12 protein-coding genes are annotated in these 17,078 nt (G+C 70.7%); 5 read left to right on the top strand and 7 right to left on the bottom strand.

Features of this window, described 5'->3' with window-relative positions; translation table 11 throughout:
- Positions 1-3 precede the first annotated feature (3 nt).
- The gene (locus BQ8420_RS14800; protein WP_087099477.1) at positions 4-3,504 is read right to left on the bottom strand and encodes a hypothetical protein; all 3,501 of its coding nucleotides are present in this window, start codon (positions 3,502-3,504) and stop codon (positions 4-6) included.
- A 109-nt stretch (positions 3,505-3,613) separates the two neighbouring features.
- On the bottom strand, positions 3,614-4,525 hold the full coding sequence (locus BQ8420_RS14795) for a hypothetical protein (RefSeq protein ID WP_087099475.1): 912 nt from the start codon (positions 4,523-4,525) through the stop codon (positions 3,614-3,616).
- A gap of 271 nt (positions 4,526-4,796) precedes the next feature.
- On the opposite strand from BQ8420_RS14795, the gene BQ8420_RS14790 reads away from it, so the two are divergent.
- Positions 4,797-6,443: a transposase gene (locus BQ8420_RS14790; RefSeq protein WP_200815944.1), complete on the top strand. Its 1,647-nt coding sequence runs from the start codon at positions 4,797-4,799 to the stop codon at positions 6,441-6,443.
- On the opposite strand, the gene BQ8420_RS14785 is transcribed toward BQ8420_RS14790, so the two are convergent.
- From BQ8420_RS14785 to moaA, 3 genes are all read right to left on the bottom strand, one after another.
- Positions 6,417-7,016: a molybdenum cofactor guanylyltransferase gene (locus BQ8420_RS14785; RefSeq protein WP_087099472.1), complete on the bottom strand. Its 600-nt coding sequence runs from the start codon at positions 7,014-7,016 to the stop codon at positions 6,417-6,419. The genes BQ8420_RS14790 and BQ8420_RS14785 overlap by 27 nt on opposite strands.
- A gap of 47 nt (positions 7,017-7,063) precedes the next feature.
- A complete protein-coding gene (locus BQ8420_RS14780; RefSeq protein ID WP_087099470.1) occupies positions 7,064-8,251 on the bottom strand; it encodes an RtcB family protein in 1,188 nt (395 codons plus the stop codon).
- Between the two features lie 116 nt (positions 8,252-8,367).
- Positions 8,368-9,375 carry a GTP 3',8-cyclase MoaA gene (gene moaA, locus BQ8420_RS14775; RefSeq protein WP_087099468.1) on the bottom strand — a complete coding sequence of 336 codons (1,008 nt, stop codon included), beginning with the start codon at positions 9,373-9,375 and terminating at the stop codon, positions 8,368-8,370.
- Between the two features lie 353 nt (positions 9,376-9,728).
- Here moaA and BQ8420_RS14770 point away from each other — a divergent pair, with 353 nt between their 5' ends.
- Complete coding sequence (locus tag BQ8420_RS14770) at positions 9,729-10,550, top strand: alpha/beta hydrolase (RefSeq protein WP_087099465.1); 822 nt, start codon at positions 9,729-9,731, stop codon at positions 10,548-10,550.
- 91 nt (positions 10,551-10,641) lie between these two features.
- Positions 10,642-11,652, top strand: a complete 1,011-nt coding sequence (locus BQ8420_RS14765; RefSeq protein WP_160049317.1) for a phosphotransferase — start codon at positions 10,642-10,644, stop codon at positions 11,650-11,652.
- Here BQ8420_RS14765 and BQ8420_RS14760 read toward each other — a convergent pair.
- On the bottom strand, positions 11,564-13,024 hold the full coding sequence (locus BQ8420_RS14760; protein WP_087099461.1) for a PLP-dependent aminotransferase family protein: 1,461 nt from the start codon (positions 13,022-13,024) through the stop codon (positions 11,564-11,566). The genes BQ8420_RS14765 and BQ8420_RS14760 overlap by 89 nt on opposite strands.
- Before the next feature lie 147 nt (positions 13,025-13,171).
- Between BQ8420_RS14760 and BQ8420_RS14755 the strand changes: the two genes are divergently transcribed.
- Together BQ8420_RS14755 and BQ8420_RS14750 are read left to right on the top strand one after the other, a co-directional pair.
- Positions 13,172-13,849: a YitT family protein gene (locus BQ8420_RS14755; protein ID WP_235006221.1), complete on the top strand. Its 678-nt coding sequence runs from the start codon at positions 13,172-13,174 to the stop codon at positions 13,847-13,849.
- Between the two features lie 411 nt (positions 13,850-14,260).
- The gene (locus BQ8420_RS14750) at positions 14,261-16,066 is read left to right on the top strand and encodes a glycoside hydrolase family 15 protein (RefSeq protein WP_235006224.1); all 1,806 of its coding nucleotides are present in this window, start codon (positions 14,261-14,263) and stop codon (positions 16,064-16,066) included.
- Between the two features lie 60 nt (positions 16,067-16,126).
- On the opposite strand, the gene BQ8420_RS14745 is transcribed toward BQ8420_RS14750, so the two are convergent.
- Positions 16,127-16,912, bottom strand: coding sequence for an NPCBM/NEW2 domain-containing protein (locus BQ8420_RS14745; protein WP_087099455.1), 786 nt, complete (start codon positions 16,910-16,912; stop codon positions 16,127-16,129).
- Between the last annotated feature and the right edge of the window lie 166 nt (positions 16,913-17,078).

The following is a 17,078-nucleotide window of genomic DNA, read 5'->3' as shown; positions in this document are numbered from 1 at the left end:
CCCTCAGCCCATGGCCAGGTGCCAAGCGTGCAGCAGCAGGTCCTCGTGACCGACCGCCCCGACCGCCGTGAGCAATTCCGGCCAGGGATCCGCCCAACCCGTGTCCCCACCACAGCGCTCGACCATCACCAACGCCAGGGCTCCCATGATCCGTCCGTGTTCCCCCGGGTCGGTGGCGGCCACGGCCAGGAGACCGCGCACCACCGCGACCCGCGTCTCGTTCGGCAACGTGCCATCCCCGTACCGGGGAAAGATCCCGTCGACGTAGGGATCCATGTACGGAGGACCGGCGACCCCTCCGAGGGCGAGCAACCCGGCGACGTCGGACAGGTGGTCGACCACGGTCGCGGCGGACGGGTCGTCCTGTTCCCGTAGTCGCCGTTTCAGGTCGGCCTGGAGCAGTCGGATCGTCTCGCTCCGGTACTCGACTCTGCCCCGGAGCAACTCCAGGCACCGGTCCCGTTGGGCCTCCACGACCGTGTGTCCCGCGTCGGTGCGTTCCAGCAGGGTGTTCATCAGCCCCGCCAGTTCCTGGACGCGCCGGTGGGCGCTCTCCCACCGTTCCGGGCCGGTCCGGCGCGGTGGAATCCCCCGTGCCACCGACGGAACCTGCTCCAGGAGGCGTCCCAGGGCTCCGGCGATCCGGTCCACACCGCGCCCCGCGTCCAGGTGGCGGCGCAACGTGGCCATCGCCCGCGTGAAGGGACGATCGAGGTCGCAGAGGGCGTCGACGACGTCGTCGATCGTCTGCTCTCCCCACAGGTCCCATCGGGCCCACCAGCCGGCCATCCGCCAATGACCGCGTTCGGGGGCGGGGAGGGTGTCCAGGACCCGGGCGGCCGGTGCCCGGACGTCGGGGGCCAGCCGGTTCGGGTCGACCCCCAGCAAAGCGACCTGGATCTCCTCCGGGGTGAGGGCGGGCGCGTGTTCGGCCAGGACGTTCAGGGCGCGGGGGTCGTCCGCGCACCGTAGGAGCGCGGCGGCCACGGCGGCCGTCACGTCGCGGTGTTCGGCTTCGCGACGCATCACCCGGGCCAGGGAGGGCACGGCCTCCTCGGGCCGGTAGGCGGCCAGGAGCCGGGCCGCGCTCTTGCGGACGGTCACCTTGGCGGGCCCTTCGAGCGCCCGTGCCAGCGGCGGCCCCAGGCGGGAGGGCGGTGTCCAGCGGGCACAGCGGGACATGACCGGCCCGGCGGCTCGGGACCGCGGACCATCGGCGTGCGCGATGACCCGTTCCAGAGTGCCCGCGGGGTCGGCGGAGCGGCCCAACGCCGACATCGCGGCCTCGCGCAGGAAGACGTCGTCACCGGCCAGGTGGGCAGCCAGGTGCGTCTCGCCGCCGGGGAGCGCGCACAGCGAACGCAGCGCGGCCTCCCGTTCCTCGACGGTCGATACGGGGTCGACGACCGCGGCCCGCAGGTGGGCGGTGAGACGTGCGCGGAGGGACTCGGGCCAGTCCCGTGCCAGGACCCGCTCCACGCGCGGTACCCACACCCGGTCGTCCCCGGTGTCTTCCTCGAAGCGGAAGCCGTCGGCGGACCGTGGCCGATCGGTGGGTTCTTCGGAATCCGGGTGGCCGAGCACGGCGTCCAGGGCGCGGTCGAGCGTGTTCGGGCCGTGGTGCAGGGTCAGCGTCTCCCAGACGCGCGGGACACGAGCGGTGCGCGGATCCCTCTCGAACAGCTCCAGTGCCCGGTCGGCCCGGTCCGGTCCGGTCAGGTAACGGGCGGCGGCTCTCGCGGCGGTGTCGGAGGCGGGGTCGTCCAGCACGATCTCCCGCAGGTGCGGTGCGAGGTCCCGACCCCGACGGCCGAGCTCACCGGCCAGGGCGATGAGCGCTTCGGGGTCACGGCGTCGGATCGCTCGCAGGCCCGGAGCGAGTCGCTCCAGGAGCATCGTCTCCGCGTCGGGCGGCAGGATCTGGCCCAGGCGCGGTTCGGGACCGTGGTGGTGACCGGTGGATTCATTCCCGAGCCACCAGACACTCCGCGGGTTCCGTGCCCACCACGGACGATGGTGACGCGCCCGCTCGGGGTCCCCCCATCCTCGCGCGCCGAACCGTTCGACGAGCCGGGCGTGGGTCTCCACTCCCCAGTCCTGGACGGCCGGGTCGGGGCGGGTCCGCGGGTGGCGCAGCAGACGGGCGACCAGGTCGCGCAGCGCCCGACGGGTGGGCGCCGAGGTGTCGCGTGAGCGGACCGTGTCCCGGACCAATCGATCCAAGGCGTCCAGGCACGGTGACAGCAGGGTCGGTTCCATCGTGACCAGGGAACGCAGCAGGGCCCGCCGCACCGGGTCACGGTCGGCGCCGTGGCGTTCGACCCGCTCAGCCAGGACGGTGGCGAGCAGTTCGGGGTCACCGGTGCGCGCGGTGGCCTCCAGCAGGCGGGCCAGCCCCCGTGCCCTTCGCTCCGGGTCACCGGCGGAGGCGGCCTCGGACAGGAGCGGCGCCGCTTCGGCGTAGGGCAGATGGACGATCGCGTCCAGGTCCCGGTCGGCGTCCAGGCACCGGCTGTTGGTGCGCTGGAAGATCGCGAAGCGACGCAGGGCGTCCCGGGCGATCCCCTCGGCCCGGGCCGGTGGCAGCAGGTCCAGGAACGGGAACAGGGGCTCGGGGGATCGATCGCCCAAGCGTGCGATGGCCCGTTCGATGTGTTCCGCGGCCCGCTCCGGGGGCAGTGATCGCAGCACGCATCGGGCCGTCCCGGGGTTGCGGCGCATCGCGCGCCACAGCTCCCGGTTCAGCCGTGGGCCCAGGGGCGCGCCGTGATGGGGGTCCAGGGTGTCGGTCCGGTCCAACCGGCGGGCGCGTGGCACCCGCAGGTTCCGGTTCCGCAGCGCCGAGCCCTCCAGCATGTCCAGGACCCGGCCGGGGCGGGTCTCGTCCAGCGCGGTCAGGGCCCGGCGGTGCGCCCACCAGGTGAACCCGTCGGTGATCCGTTCGGCGAGGTGATCGGCCAGGGTGTCGGGGTGACGTCGGGCCAGGCGACGCCAGGAGGAGACGGCGTGGGCGAGGTCGGGCAGCCGTCGGGCCACGGTGGCGGAGGTACAGGCCGGCAGCAGCGCCGCCGCGTCCGCGTCGCCGAACTCCGCACGGACCCGGTCGAGCAGGGAGTCGGCCAGGGTGGCCCGTCGAGCGGTGGACAGGGTGCGGTACAGAGCTCGGCGGAGTCCGGCCGAGGCGTCGGTGAGCAGTGGTCGAACGGCTTCGTCGGGGATCGGGAGGGCGCGTACCGCACGCAGGGCGACGCGGCGCAGTTCCGGGTCTGGTCCGGCGAGGTGATGGGCGATGAGGTCGAAGTCGCGGGCGGCCGTGGCCATGTGCAGGGCGAGGTGCCCGTGCCCGTGTTCGTCGAGCTCGCGCAGGAGCGCGGTGAGGTGGGGCGTACCCGAGTGTTCCAGGGCGTACCGGGCCAGTCGGGCCATGCGGTCGGGCCTGGAGAGGGGGCTCACGTGGTGCAGGAGTGCGATGGCCGACCCGAACGTCGGCGTGGTGGGGCTCAACGGCCCGGGCGTGATCCGCCCTTTCTGATGTTCATGGCGGACATCATGGGCCACTCCCCCGGGCCATGGCAAGCCCCGCAGGTCAGGGGCCGGCCACGGTGCGAGGGTGTTACAACGACGCGGCCCGCCAAGCCGCCACCCGGACGTCCTCGTGAGGTGATGCGCCCAGGTCGGCGATGAGCCGCGCCCACGGATCGGCCCAGTCCTGCCGTCGGCCCTCCCTCTCGGCGAGCGCGACGGCGACCAGACCGACCAGACGGCCCGCCTCGCTGTCGTCCCGCCGGGCCGGGGCGAGGAGGTGACGCAGCAGCACGGCGAGGTGTCGGGGACCCACCCCGTGGACGATCCGGCCCGGGGTCAGGTCCGCGACCGCCGCCTCCGGTGCGGCCGACCGGTCACCGGGGTGACGGGCGGCCAGGTCGGCCCAGGCTCGGACCCGGGTCTCGAACACCTCCGCGGACAGGATCCGGTTCCGGTTCCAGGTCAGGGTGGGCAGGTCGGCCAGGCGTAGCAGCAGCGCCTCGGCGCGCAGTCCCGGGTGCGCGGCCAGCCGTTCCACGGCGTGGTCCAGGCCGGGTACGGCGGTGTGCGGGTCTTCGCGTCCCCGGAGTCGCTCGGCGAGTATCCGGGCGGTAGCGACCGCCCTGCGCGGCAGGGAGGGGCTACGGTCCGTCTCCGGTCCTCGGACGGGGACCTCTCGGCCGATGGGCGGGCACAGGTCCGCCAGTTCCGCCACCACGGCGGGCAGCCGCTCCCGGTAACGGCGTTCCCGGAGCAGCCCCTCGAAGAGGCGCAGCACACGTTGGTCGGACCGGGACAGGTCCTTCAGGTTCTCGACGAGACTCTCGGCGAGGGCCTCGTCCCACAGCGCCCAACCCGAGATCCGGGCGCACACGTCGACGCGCTCGTCGATGGCGGGGTCGCCGCTCTCGGGAAGGGACACCATGAACCGGGCCACCCGGGCGCGCAGATCCGGGTGTACGTCCAGGGGCGGGTGTGCCAGCAGGGTGGACCTGGCCACGGGGTCGTCGAAGGTACCGACGCGTTCCTCACGGTCACGCGCGTACGCGGGTTTCCGTCTGTTGATGTGCGCGGTGACATGGGTGTGCGTGAACGTTCATGAGTGGACACCCCGAACCACTTTGCCGACGAGAGGGTTCCACCGGGCCGGGATCGGTCCGCGCCCTGACTCGGGCAGAGGAGTTTTCCGGTTCGGGCCACACCCACCCCCGGAGGTGGCTAGCGTGGTGTTCGAAAACGGGGATCGAACACGGTCAGGGGGTGAGGAGCGGGTGGCAGGAACCGATCAGCGGGGTGTGCGGACGATCGCGGATCCCTATCTGGTTCCGGGACCGACCGGTGTGGCCGTGCGCACCCGCCTCAAACACCTGACCGTGCAGGATGAGAAGGTGCTCCGATTGGTCGGCGCACACCTGGGGTCGCTGGCCGCTGCCGATCTCAAGGCCCGGTGCGCCCACGGGTCGAACCATGACAGTGCGTCGTGGGCGGCGCGTAAGCGCCACCTGACGCCGGAGTCGTCTTCGCGGTGGGCGGGGTCGATCACCAAGGCCACCCACGACCAGTGGGCGTTGGCCCGACGCGGCCAAGTCGCACACCTACGCTCTGTGGAAGCCGGGATCACCACGATCCGCCACCGGTTGTCGTTGCCGGTCAGCGCCAAGGGCACCAAGAAGAAGCCGGGCGGATATCGCAGCAAGCGAGAGTGGCACGCCAAGACCCGGCGCCTGGCCACCCTTCAAGACCGGCTCGCCACGGTGCGGGCCGACTTCGAGGCAGGGAAAGTCTCCGTGGTGCGCGGCGGTAAACGTTTGTCCCGCCACCGCCACCACCTCGATGCGGCTCAGCTCACCGAGACCGCCTGGCGTGAGCGGTGGCAAGCGGCCCGCTGGTTCCTTCAGGCCGATGGGGAAACGGGGAAGCGGTTCGGGAACGAGACGATCCGCCTCACCCCGCAGGGTGAGGTGTCGATCAAACTCCCGGCGCCGCTGGCCGGGTGGGCGAACGCCCCGCACGGCCGGTACCGGCTCTCGGGCACGGCCGCCTTCGCCCACCGGGGCGGGGAGTGGGCCGAGCGGGTGGCGGCGAACCGGGCCGTGGCCTACCGGGTGCACCTGGATGTGGATCGTGGGCGCTGGTATGTGACCGCCTCGTGGCAGATCGCGGCGCCATCGCAGATCCCTCCTCGCGCCGCCCTCACCGAGGGGGTGATCGGTGTCGATATGAACTCCGACCACCTGGCCGCCTGGCGTCTGGACACCCATGGCAACCCCATCGGGGACCCGCGCCGGTTCGACTACCAGTTGTCCGGCAGCGCCACCCACCGTGACGCCCAGGTGCGCCATGCCTTGTCGGGGCTGTTGCGCTGGGCGCAAAGCTGTGGCGTGAAAACGATCGCGGTGGAGGATCTGGACTTCACCGACTCCAAGAGTCGGGAGAAGCACGGCCGCAGGAAACTGTTCCGGCAGGTCATCTCCGGGATGCCCACCGCCAAGCTGCGTGCCCGGCTGACCTCGATGGCCCACGCCACCGGTATCACGATCATCGCTGTGGATGCGGCCTACACCTCCAGGTGGGGCGCCCAGCACTGGCAAAAACCCACCACCAGCAAGAAACGTCAGACCTCCGGTCACGATGCGGCGAGCATCGCGATCGGGAGACGCGCCCAAGGGCACCCGATCCGGCGACGGACGACACCGCCCCGCACCCACCGGAGTGATGGGTACGGGCCTCGGACCGTCCAGGCCAGGCCGGGCGCTCGTGGGGGTGAGGAAATCCGCCACCCCGGTTGGGAACGCGCACCCGATGCGCGCACCCCGACCTTGGGAGAACGAGAACGCGGAGGACCAGCGCATCCAACACCGTTCGGGACGCGCGCAGCACCAGGGGCGGCATCAGATGTCACCCCTGCACACTGCTGAGGAACGGTTCTCCAGGTCGGCGCGGGCACGGGTGAGGGCCTCAGGGGTGTCCACGTCGAAGGAGTCCGGGGCGCCGGAGAGCGGCACGTGCGCGGGTTCCAGTGGGCCGAGCAACCCGAAGAGCGAGTTTCGCGTGTAGGTGGCGAGGGCCTCGCGCAGGGTGTCGGTGCGCCACAGGCCGGTGAGCCACTGTTCGCGGCCGGAGGCGTCCACCAACACGGCGCCGTTCGCGGGGTCCGCGGCGTGGGCCAGGGCGGCGAGGTGCTCGGGGCGCAGGTAGGGCAGGTCGGCGGCGAGCAGCGCACACCAGGGAGCGCGCACGTTCGGCAGACCGGCGCGCAGGGCGGGCACCGGGCCGGCCCCCGGCGGGTCCTCCCGTACGTAGACGGCCGGTGGCAGGTCCCGTTCGGGTCCGACCACGGTGACGCCGGCGTCGGGGGCGTGCGCGCGCACGGTGGCGGCGACGTGTTCCAGCAGGGTGCATCCGGCGATGGTCAGGCCCGGCTTGTCGAGCCCGCCCATGCGGGTCGCCGCTCCCCCGGCCAGGATCACCGCGTCCAGGTGCTTGTTCACGCCCCCAGCATGCCGTACGGGCGCCGTGGGGACGGCGCCCGTACGGTTCAGCCCTTGACGCAGACGACCTGGCGCAGGTGGGCGACCACCTGGACGAGGTCGGTCTGGGCCTTGATCACCGACTCCAGGTTCTTGTAGGCGGCGGGGATCTCGTCCACGACCCCGCGGTCCTTGCGGCACTCCACGCCCTTGGTCTGCTTGGCGAGGTCGGCTTCGGTGAAGGTCTTGCGCGCCTTGTTGCGGCTCATCCGGCGGCCCGCTCCGTGGGAGGCGGAGTTGAACGAGGCCGGGTTGCCCAGTCCCTTCACGATGTAGGTTCCCGTCGCCATGCTGCCCGGAATAATCCCGAATTCGCCCGAACCGGCGCGGATGGCGCCCTTGCGGGTGACCAGCACGTCGACCCCGTCGTAGGTCTCCTCGGCCACGTAGTTGTGGTGGCAGGAGATCCACTGCTCGAACGTGGTGCCGCGGACCTGCTCGGCCAGGACCTTGCAGGCCAGGCCCATCATGACGTCGCGGTTGCGGCGGGCGTAGTCCTGGGCCCAGAACAGGTCGCGCCGGTAGGCGTCCATCTCCGGGGTGTCGGACAGGAACACCGCCAGGTCGCGGTCGGGCAGGTCCTGGTTGTGCGGCAGTGCCTGGGCCTGGCCGATGTGGTGGTCGGCGAGTTCCTTGCCGATGTTGCGCGAACCCGAGTGCAGGACCAACCACACGGTCTCGTCGTCGTCCAGGCACACTTCGAGGAAGTGGTTGCCGCCGCCCAGGGTGCCCATCTGGCGCCGGGCGCGCTCGTTTTTGGGGTGGACGGCCTCGGCCAGGTCGTCGAAGCCGGCCCAGAAGGTGTCCCATCCGGAGCTGCGCAGGCCCGGGACCCGGGTGGGGTCGACGGGTTCGTCGTGGAAGTGGAAACCGACCGGGATGGTCGCCTCCAGGGCCGAGCGCAGGCGACGCAGGTCATCGGGCAGGCGCTTGGCGCGCAGGCCGGTGCGCACCGCGGTCATGCCGCAGCCGATGTCGACGCCGACCGCGGCGGGGCTGACGGCGTCGCGCATGGCGATGACGGAACCGACCGTGGCGCCCTTGCCGTAGTGGACGTCGGGCATGACTGCGAGCCCGTGGATCCAGGGCATGCGGGTGACGTTGCGAAGCTGGTCCATGGCGGCGGACTCGACCCCGTTCGGGTCGGCCCACATGCGGATCGGCACGCGTTCGCCGGGAACCTCGGTGTAGGACATGGGGCCACCTCCCTTTCGTGTCGGCCCCGGGGACGCGGTCTCGCGTCCCCAGGACATCAAGTCAGAGCGGGAGGTCGGGGGCAACCGCATTTTCGCGGAGCCCGGGTTCGGCCGGGTCAGCCACCGATCGCGGACATCGGGCGGGCCGGTTGCAGGAAACTCGGGTCGTTGATGCCGTGGCCGGGCAGCTTGCTCGCCACGGCGGCCTTCCACCGCTCGGCGATCTCGTCGTCGGTGGCGCCCTCGCGCAGGGGCGTGCGCAGGTCCGACTCCTCACGGGCGAAGAGGCAGTTGCGGATCTGGCCGTCGGCGGTCAGCCGCACTCGGTCACAGGCCCCGCAGAAGGGCCTGGTCACCGAACCGATGACGCCGACGGTGGCGGGCCGGCCGTCGGGGAAGTCCATTCCACGCACGTGGAACAGCTCCGCCGGGGCGCTTCCTCGGGTGTCGGCGTCGGTCGCCTCCAGGTCGAACTCGGCCTCCAGCTTCTTGAGGATCTCGTCGGCCGTGACCATGGTGTCGCGCCGCCAGCCGTGTTGGGCGTCCAGCGGCATCTGCTCGATGAAGCGCAGTTCGTAGCCGTGTTCGATACAAAAACGCAGCAGGTCGGCGGCTTCGTGGTCGTTGATGTCGCGCATGAGCACGGTGTTGACCTTGACGGGGGTGAGGCCGGCCGCCGCGGCGGCGGCCATCCCCTCCAGGACGTCGTTCAGACGGCGGCGTCGGGCGAGCTTCTCGAACACGACGGGGTCGAGCGTGTCGAAGGAGACGTTGACCCGGTCCAGCCCGGCCTCCGCGAGCGCGGGGGCCATGCGGGCGAGACCGATCCCGTTGGTGGTCAGGGCCGTCTGCGGACGGGGGTCGAGTTCGGTGGTGCCGGCGAGGATGCCGGGCAGGCCGCGGCGGAGAAGGGGCTCGCCGCCGGTGAAACGGACCTCGTCGATGCCGAGTCGGGTGACCCCGATACGGATGAGTCTCAGGAGTTCGTCGTCGGTGAGCAGTTCCGGTTTGGGCAGCCACTCCAGCCCTTCAGGAGGCATGCAGTAGGTGCATCTGAGGTTGCAGCGGTCGGTGAGCGAGACCCTGAGGTCGGTCGCCACACGCCCATAGGAGTCGGACAGCACAGGCGGTCACCCTCTCCAGTCTGAATTGCCGAGTAGGCGGTACGCCGTTTTGCACCCACCCGAGGGATACCCACTCGTCAGGGTAGAAGATCCGCTTTCACGGTGAGTAGGCTTGATCACACCTTTTGCCGTATTTCGTCGGTGACCACCATGATCCCCCGCCCCATGTGGACCTTCACCCCAAGGAACAACGCGAATCGTTGTCCGAAAGTTTCCCGAGGACCGCGCGGGCGACTTCGGCGCCCGGACGAGGACCGTGGGTGATGACATCGCCGTGCCCGATGCCCCATGCTCTACCGAAGACGACGGTTCGATCGTCGCAGAGCCCTACGACAACGAGGAGGCGGGACACGGTGATCAGCACACGCGAGTGGGCCCTGGCGGGCGGGCCCGACGGTTCGGCGAAGCTGGCGGCCCGGGCCTGGGCGCCCACCGAAGGCGAACCCACCTGGCTGGCCGTCCTGGCGCACGGGTACGGCGAGCACCTGGGCCGCTACCACCAGGTCGCCGAGGACCTGTGCGCGGCCGGCGCGGTGGTCTACGGCGCCGACCACCGCGGGCATGGGAAGTCCTCCGGCGAGCGCGTCCTGATCGACGACTACGCCGGGGTGGTGGAGGACGTCCACAGAGTCGTCGCCCAGGCGCGCACCGCCTACCGCACCATCCCCCTGGTGCTGATCGGCCACTCCATGGGTGGCATGATCGCCGCCCGCTACGCCCAGGTGTACCCGGAGTCGCTCCAGGCGCTGGTGCTGTCCGGGCCGGTCCTCGGGCGATGGACCGCGGCCGAACGACTCGCGGCCGCCACGGAGATCCCCGACGACCCCATCGACCCGGCCGTCCTGTCCCGCGACCCCGAGGTGGGACGGGCCTACATGGCCGACGAACTGGTCTGGCACGGACCGTTCAAGCGCCCCACCGTCGAGGCGCTGCTCACCGAACTGGAGCGCGGCAACGCGTCCGGGACCGTGGGTTCGCTGCCGACGCTGTGGGTGCACGGCAGCGAGGACGCGCTGGTGCCGATCTCCGACACCCGGGTGGGGATCGAAGGACTCGCCGGTGAGGACTTCACCGCGCGAATCTTCCCCGGCGCCCGCCACGAGGTGTTCAACGAGACCGACCGCGGCGAGGTCCTGGCCGAGGTGATCCGCTTCGCCCACCGCTTCACCGACTGACCTCGCATCGAGGGGCCGAGGAGCCGAGCGCATGACCAACCCACCATCCGCGTCGGGGGCCGGACGGCCAGGTGAACCGTACGGACACCCGATGCCCTCGTTCGCACCACCGCTCTCGGAGGTGGTGACCTCGCGGGAGGTCGTGCGCGCCCTGTTGCGCGAACAGCACCCGGACCTGGCCGATCGCGAGATCGCCGACCCCGTCGAGGGTTTCGACATGGCCGTGTTCCGCCTCGGCGAGGACCTGGCGGTGCGGCTGCCGCGCCATCGGGAAGCGGTCGTCTCCTTGGACGCGGAGGTCCGGTGGGCGGCGAAGCTGAGCGAAGGATGGACGTTCCCCGCACAGCGGATCGTACGGCTGGGTGTTCCGGGCGAGGAGTTCCCCTGGTGTTGGGCCGTCACGTCCTGGCTTCCCGGCCGGATCGCGGCGGAACACCCCCTGGACGCGTCGGCGGCGCCGGACCTGGGGCGGGCCCTGGCCCGGATCCATCGGCCCGCGCCCGCCGACGCCCCGTTCGACGTCGAGCAGAGCATCCGGCTCATCGAGCGTGATCCCGTGCTCCGAACGATGCTGCGGATCCTGCCCGCGGTGGGGGCCGCGCGAGGCCTGAATCTGGACTCGGGCGCCGTGGAGGAGTTGTGGGCTCGGGCGCTCTCGGTACCCGACGACGCCCCGCGGGTCTGGATCCACGCCGACCTGCACCCGTTCAACGTGATCTCCGACGGCGGCCGGTTCGGCGGCATCATCGACTGGTCGTCCATCTCGCGCGGTGACCCGGCGGTGGATCTGGGTTTCCTGTGGTTGCTGCTGCCTCGCGCCGCCGTGGGCGAGGCCTACCGGGTCTACGGCGACCTCGACGAGGCCACGGCGGCGCGGGCCGAGGGGATCGGGTTGGTGAAGGCGGCCACGCTCGCCGGGGTGCCGAAGGACGAGGTCGCCCGGATCGGGTGGCGGGCGTTGGCGGAACTGGGCGTGGCGGTTCGTGTGGGAAGTGACGGCGGGTCCGGTGACCTCACACGTACAGGCGACCGCGCGGTTGGGCGGGGTGGGCCAGGATCTCGGCGTAGGCGGCGGCCAGACGTTCCACCGCGTCGACCATGACCTCCGGCGGGCGGGTGTAGGCCAACCGCAGGTAATGCTCCAGGGTCCCGTCCGCCCCGAAGACCGGCCCGGCCGCCGGGTGGACCCCGTGCCGGATCGCGGTGGTGGACAGTGCGCTCGCCACCGGTTGCGGCAGTGTCACCCACAGCACCAGGCCTCCCCCGGGCACGCTGGGCCGCCAGTCGGGCAGCCGGTCGCGTAGGGCGCGCAGGAGGGCGTCCCGGTTGCGACGCAGCTCCCGGCTGCGCTCGGCGCGGATGCGCAGCACGTCCGCCAGCAGGTGGGTGGCGGTGAGCTGATCGTGCACCGAACCGGCCAGGTCGAAGCGTTGGCGCACCTGCATGAGCCGGGTGACCATCGGCGGGGTGGCACGCACCCAGCCCACCCGCAGTCCGCCCCAGAACAGCTTGGCCACCGAGCCCACGGTCAACACTCGCCCGTCGGTGTCGTGGGAGGCCACCGGGGCGGGCAGGTCACCGGAGTCGATGGCCAGTTCCGCCGCGGACTCGTCGACGATGAGATGGGTGTTGGCGCGGCGCGCCTCCCGGACCAGGACGTGCCGTTCGTCGTCGTCCATGAGAGCGCCGGTGGGGTTGTGGAAGTCGGCGACCGTGTACGCCACGGCCGGTTTCCATTGGCGGAAGGCGTCCACCAGGTATTCCATGTCCCATCCCTGCGGGGTCACCCCGGTGGTGCGCAGACGCGCCCCGTTGCGGCGGGCGGCGTCCAACCCGTGCGGGTAGGTGGGCGACTCCAGCAGCACCTGGTCGCCCTGTTGGACCAGTAGATCCATGGCCAGGGTGATGCCCTGTTGGGCGCCGTTGGTGACGAAGATCTGTTCGGGTGTGGTGGGCAGCCCGCGCTCGACGTAGCGGCGGGCGATGGCGTGGCGTAGTTCGGGCAGGCCGTAGGGGTAGTAGCCCATGCCGGCGACGTGGGCGGCGAGCTGCTCGGAGGCGTGGAAGGAGGCCTCGCGCAGCCCTTCCACGGCGGGCGGCGCGGCCACCCCGAGATCGATGTGCTCGGCCGCGGGGGTGAACGGGGAGGGCTCATGGGTTCCGGAGTCGGGCAGGACCGTCCAACTGCCGGCGCCCTGCCTGCTGTCCAGGTAACTGTTGTCACGCAGCCAGGCGTAGGCGGCGGTGACGGTGTTGCGACTCACCCCGAGGGCCGTGGCCAGGTCGCGTTCGGCCGGTAGACGGGTGTGGGTGGGCACCCGGCCGTCCAGGACCAGACGGCTGACGGCCTGGGCGATGGCCAGGTAGTAGGGGCGTTCCACGGGCGCCTCGCCGATGAGGCGAGCGAGCAGGCGCCCGTTGATCCTGCGGGTTCCGCCACCGGTTCCGGGGCGGTCACTGCGCTGTTTCGCCAAGGAGGCTCTCCACCTCGGTGGGTCTGAATCAGACCACTTGTCCTGATTGGCTCTTCATTTCTGGCACTTCTTGGTCCACGATACCGATGTGGCTCCCCCAATGGCTCGTCATCCAATGACAGGATGACTTTTTCTGAGAGGAAGGCCGTGTCCAGTACGGTCCGCACCCTGGTGTCCCGGGTCCTGATCACCCCGGCGCTGCCGCGTCCGCGTCTGCGCCGCCTGGCCCAGCTCTACCTGGGCCTGTACCTGTACGGGCTCAGCGGCGCCATGCTCATCCGCTCCGGTCTCGGGGCCACGCCCTGGGACGTACTGCACCAGGGCCTGTCCCTCCAGACGGGACTGTCGATCGGCACCTGGAGCGTGATCGTCGGCGCGTTGCTGATGCTGCTGTGGATCCCCCTGCGACAGCGGGCGGGGATCGGCACGCTCAGCAACGTGATCGTGATCGGCGTTTCGGTGGACGTGTCCCTGTGGCTGCTCCCCAGCACCGACCTCATGCTCTGGCGCGTACTGCTGCTGGTGTCGGGCGTGCTGGTGTGCGCGGTGGCGACCGGTTGCTACATCGGGGTGGGGCTCGGCCCCGGGCCGCGGGACGGGCTGATGACCGGACTGGCCTCGCGCGGACTCTCCGTCCGCACGGCCCGCACCCTCATCGAACTGACCGTGGCGCTTTCCGGGTTCCTGCTGGGTGGCACGGTGGGGGTGGGCACCGTGGTGTTCATGGTGACCATCGGACCGCTCGCCCAGGTGTTCCTGCCGATGATGCGGATGCCGGAGCCGACCTCCCACGGCGACGGTGATCCGGAGCAGGCGCGGGCCTGACGACGCCCGGCCCCTCGGTCGTCCATGATCACCACGACATAACTTCTCTCCGGAAAAACTCCCTATTTCATCCCATATTTCCACGCACAGGCATATGCACGTGCACCTCGGGGTAGCAACGGCCCCGTGGAGCGTGGAAGATGGGACCGCGGTAAACGGCGAGGGCCGGGTTCGGCACTTTCTCCCACCGTTCTTTTCGGCTGCCTCCACTTGGGAACATATCCGGGAAAGACACAGACGGACGACCGGGGGAACAGTGGTCCGAACAACGCCCCGACCCGCGCAGAGGTCGGGCGACGAAACCCCGAGGGGGCGCGCACACGGACGTGCGCGCAGCGGTTCGCTACGGCGCGAGGCCCCCTGTTCGGTCGGGGACACCACTCGCGCCTACCGCGTGATCGTGACGACGTGATGGGGGTGAGCCGCGTGCCGGGCTGGATTGAAGACTACGCAATGATCGGCGACATGCAGACAGCCGCGTTGGTCGGTCGCGACGGTTCCATCGACTGGGCGTGTCTGCCCGACTTCGACTCCTCCGCCTGCTTCGCGGCCCTTCTGGGCGACGAACAGAACGGCCGCTGGAACCTGCGCCCCACCGGAGGCACGGCCAACGCCGACCGTCGCCGCTACCGGGGCCACACCCTCATCCTCGAACAGGAATGGGACACCGACACCGGCACCGTGCGGGTCATCGACTTCATGCCGCCACGCGGCGGCGCCCCGCACATCGTGCGACTCGTGGAGGGTGTGCGCGGCACCGTGGAGATGAGCACGACGCTGCGCATCCGCTTCGACTACGGGCACGTCGTGCCCTGGGTGCACCGGACCGGCACCGAACTGGTCGCCATCGCCGGCCCCGACGCCGTCTGGCTCAGCAGCCCCGTCCACCTCAAGGGTCACAACTTCACCCACGACGCCACCTTCACCGTCAACGAGGGTCAGCGGATCCCCTTCGTGATGACCTGGCACCCCTCCCAGATCGAGGAGTCCGACCACCTGGACGCCGAGAAGGCTCTCTCGCGCACCGAGCGTTTCTGGGAACAGTGGGTCAGCCAGTGCAGGTACGAGGGTCCCTACCGGGAGGCGGTGGTGCGCTCCCTCATCACGCTCAAGGCCCTCACCTACCAACCCACCGGCGGCATCGTCGCCGCGCCCACCTCCTCCCTGCCCGAGGACATCGGCGGGGTGCGCAACTGGGACTACCGGTACTGCTGGCTGCGCGACGCCACCATCACGCTGGAAGCCCTCATCCGTTCCGGGTACAAGGACGAGGCGCAGGCCTGGCGCGAATGGCTGGTCCGCGCGGTCGCGGGCGAACCCCAGCTGATGCAGATCATGTACGGCATCCGGGGCGAGCGACGACTCACCGAGTGGGAGGCCGACTGGCTGCCCGGCTACGAGGGCTCCAGCCCGGTCCGGATCGGCAACGCCGCCGTGGGCCAGTACCAGCTCGACGTGTACGGCGAGGTCATGGACGTGCTGCACCTGGCCCGGCGGTCCGGGATCCGTGGCAGCGCCCACCTGTGGGGTTTGCAAAGGTCCCTGGTCAATTACCTGGAGTGGTGCTGGGACGAACCCGACGAGGGCCTGTGGGAGGTGCGCGGGCCACGGCAGCACTTCGTGCACTCCAAGGTGATGGCGTGGGTGGCGGCCGACCGCGCGGTGCGCAGCATCGAGGAGTTCAACAAAGAGGGCCCCATCGAACGGTGGACGGCACTGCGCGACACCATCCACGCCGAGGTGTGCGAGTACGGCTACGACCCACAGCGCAACACCTTCACCCAGTACTACGGGAGCAAGGAGCTGGACGCCGCCCTGCTGCTCATCCCCGAGGTCGGGTTCCTGCCCTACGACGACCCCCGTGTCATCGGCACCATCGACGCGGTCCGCAAGGACCTGATGGTGGACGGTTTCGTACTGCGCTACCGCACCGACCTGGAAACCTCCGCCGACCAACTGCCCGGGGACGAGGGCGCCTTCCTGGCGTGCAGCTTTTGGATGGCGAACGCGCTGTTGTCCATCGGTCGCCAGGACGAGGCCAAGCAGCTGTTCGAGCGTCTGCTGTCACTGCGCAACGACGTGGGTCTGCTGGCCGAGGAATGGGACCCGCGGGCAGGCCGCCAGGTCGGCAACTTCCCGCAGGCCTTCAGCCACGTGCCGTTGGTGACCACGGCGCTGAACCTGGCCGACCGCCAAGGCGGCTGGCGCGCGGAGTAACGGTCTTGGAGGATCGCGACGCCCCCGCGCGCTCTGTGTGCGGGGGCGTTCGTCGTCGGTTCAGTCGGTGGACAGGGTCGGTTCGACCCAGACCGGAGAGACATCGGATCCGGTGAATTCGACGTCCAGACGCATCCGGAGCGTGTCGGACACATCCACTTCGATGTCGACAGTCTCCCCCAGGGTGATCGTCTCGGTGGAGACCACCTCGTCGTCGTTCTGGACACTGAAGGTGACACTCACACCGGACTTCGAGTTGTCGTCCAAGCCGAGCGTCGCGGTGAAGGTGTCCCAGGATCGGCTGAGGTTGTACTCGGCCCAAGCGGATTCACACGCATTTCTGCAAGAATCCGCCGCCAGCAGCACCCGATGGTGGACCTCACCGTTGAGCTCGGCACGCTCCGGTTCCCAGATTCCCGCACCAATGTCGACCGGCTCCATCTGCGTGAGCAGCCGCTCTCCGGTTTCGAGGTCCTCTTGGGCCTCCTCGGACGGGTCGGCCGACGCGTCGGCGGTGTCGTCCTCCTCCGCACTCGCGGAAGCGGATTCCTCCGAGGTCGGTGAGGGTCGGGGTTCCTCGGAGGGTGTGGGCGGGGCCGCCGCGTCGACGGGCGGGTCGACCTCCTCGGTCCCCATCACGGTGGGCAGCACCCGGTCCATCACCACGTAGGTGGCGCCACCACCGATCACCATGAACACGACGGCGCCGGCGGCGATCCCCAACAGGAGCGGTTTACGGGACTTGCGCTCGGGCGGTTCCGCGGCCGTTCCGAGGGGCTGCGAGACCGGGCCGGAACCGTAGGGGCCGCTGTGGGTGCCGGAGTAGGCGCCGCCGTGGGCCGGCATGCCGTGTGTGGGACCGCTCTGGGCGGCGGGCCCGGAGCCCGGCCAGGGTCCCGAGGGGGCGCCCTGTCCTTGGGGTGGGCCGAAGCCGGGGCGTCCGGGTGGGCCGCTCGGTGGCCCCGGCCGAGGTCCACCGGTCGGGTTCGTCCCAGCACCACTCCAGGTAATT

It is taken from the genome of Nocardiopsis sp. JB363, assembly GCF_900143625.1.
GTDB lineage: Bacteria > Actinomycetota > Actinomycetes > Streptosporangiales > Streptosporangiaceae > Nocardiopsis.
Note: the sequence above shows the minus strand (reverse complement) of the source record. Positions and strands in the feature narration are given on the sequence as shown.

Excerpts from the sequence above, each read along its gene's own strand:
- BQ8420_RS14780 (WP_087099470.1), bottom strand. The coding sequence starts at position 8,251 with ATGTCCTACACCGAGGTTCCCGGCGAACGCGTGCCGATCCGCATGTGG.
- BQ8420_RS14750 (WP_235006224.1), top strand. The coding sequence starts at position 14,261 with ATGGGGGTGAGCCGCGTGCCGGGCTGGATTGAAGACTACGCAATGATC.
- BQ8420_RS14745 (WP_087099455.1), bottom strand. The coding sequence starts at position 16,912 with ATGCCGGCCCACGGCGGCGCCTACTCCGGCACCCACAGCGGCCCCTAC.
- BQ8420_RS14765 (WP_160049317.1), top strand. The coding sequence starts at position 10,642 with ATGCCCTCGTTCGCACCACCGCTCTCGGAGGTGGTGACCTCGCGGGAG.